Origin of the sequence: Vibrio sp. 1731, from assembly GCF_033339955.1 — a bacterium.
Taxonomy (GTDB): domain Bacteria; phylum Pseudomonadota; class Gammaproteobacteria; order Enterobacterales; family Vibrionaceae; genus Vibrio; species Vibrio alginolyticus.
In genome coordinates this window covers 1-1,126 of record NZ_JAWOVO010000139.1, presented here as the reverse complement: position 1 = coordinate 1,126, position 1,126 = coordinate 1, and the positions used below count along the sequence as shown (strand labels likewise).

General features: G+C 47.6%; 1 protein-coding gene. It reads left to right on the top strand.

Features of this window, described 5'->3' with window-relative positions; all coding sequences use genetic code 11:
- A partial coding sequence (locus R7035_RS25740; RefSeq protein WP_318146383.1) for a phosphoglucomutase, alpha-D-glucose phosphate-specific occupies positions 1-1,126 on the top strand: 1,126 nt, incomplete at both ends.

The following is a 1,126-nucleotide window of genomic DNA, read 5'->3' as shown; positions in this document are numbered from 1 at the left end:
GATGGCGGTATTAAGTACAATCCAACACATGGCGGTCCAGCAGAAGCAGAATTGACTCAAGCGATTGAAGATCGTGCGAACGAGATCATTGCTGGTGGCCTAAAAGATGTGAAGCGTCTAGCGCTAGCAGAAGCGAAAGCATCTGAGCTATTCGTAGAGATGGATTTGGTGAAGCCTTACATCGATGACTTAGTAAATGTTATCGATATGGAAGCGATCCAGAAATCGAAGTTGAAAATTGGTGTGGATCCACTTGGTGGCAGCGGCATTGATTACTGGCGTCAAATCGGCCAAGCATACAACTTAGATCTGACGTTGGTCAGCGAAGCGATTGATCCATCATTCCAGTTCATGTCGCTTGATAAGGACGGCGTGGTTCGTATGGACTGTTCTTCTCCATACGCAATGGCTGGTCTGCTAGCTCTGAAAGATGAATACGATCTTGCGTTTGGTAACGACCCAGACTATGACCGTCATGGTATCGTGACGCCGAAAGGTTTGATGAACCCGAACCATTTCTTAGCGGTTTGTATCGACTACCTATACCGTCATCGTGAGGCGTGGGGTAAAGATGTTGCTGTTGGTAAGACGCTGGTTTCAAGTGCACTTATTGACCGAGTAGTAGCCGATTTGGGTCGTGAACTGTGTGAAGTGCCTGTCGGCTTCAAGTGGTTTGTCGATGGCCTTTACACTGGCAAGTTTGGTTTTGGTGGTGAAGAGAGCGCAGGTGCCTCTTTCCTACGTAAAGATGGAACACCATGGTCAACAGACAAAGACGGCATCTTACTATGTTTGTTAGCGGCAGAGATTACTGCGGTAACGGGTAAAAACCCACAAGAGTACTACGAAGAGCTTGCCGCTAAACATGGTGAATCTAAGTACAATCGTATTCAAGCGGTAGCGAATGGACCTCAAAAAGACGTGTTGAAGAAACTGTCGCCAGAAATGGTTGCAGCAGAAACACTGGCAGGTGATCCGATTACGGCGCGTCTAACACACGCTCCTGGTAACGGTGCGGCGATTGGCGGATTGAAAGTGACGACTGAAAATGGTTGGTTTGCTGCTCGTCCATCGGGTACGGAAGACATCTACAAAATCTATTGTGAAAGCTTCAAGGGTGAAGAAC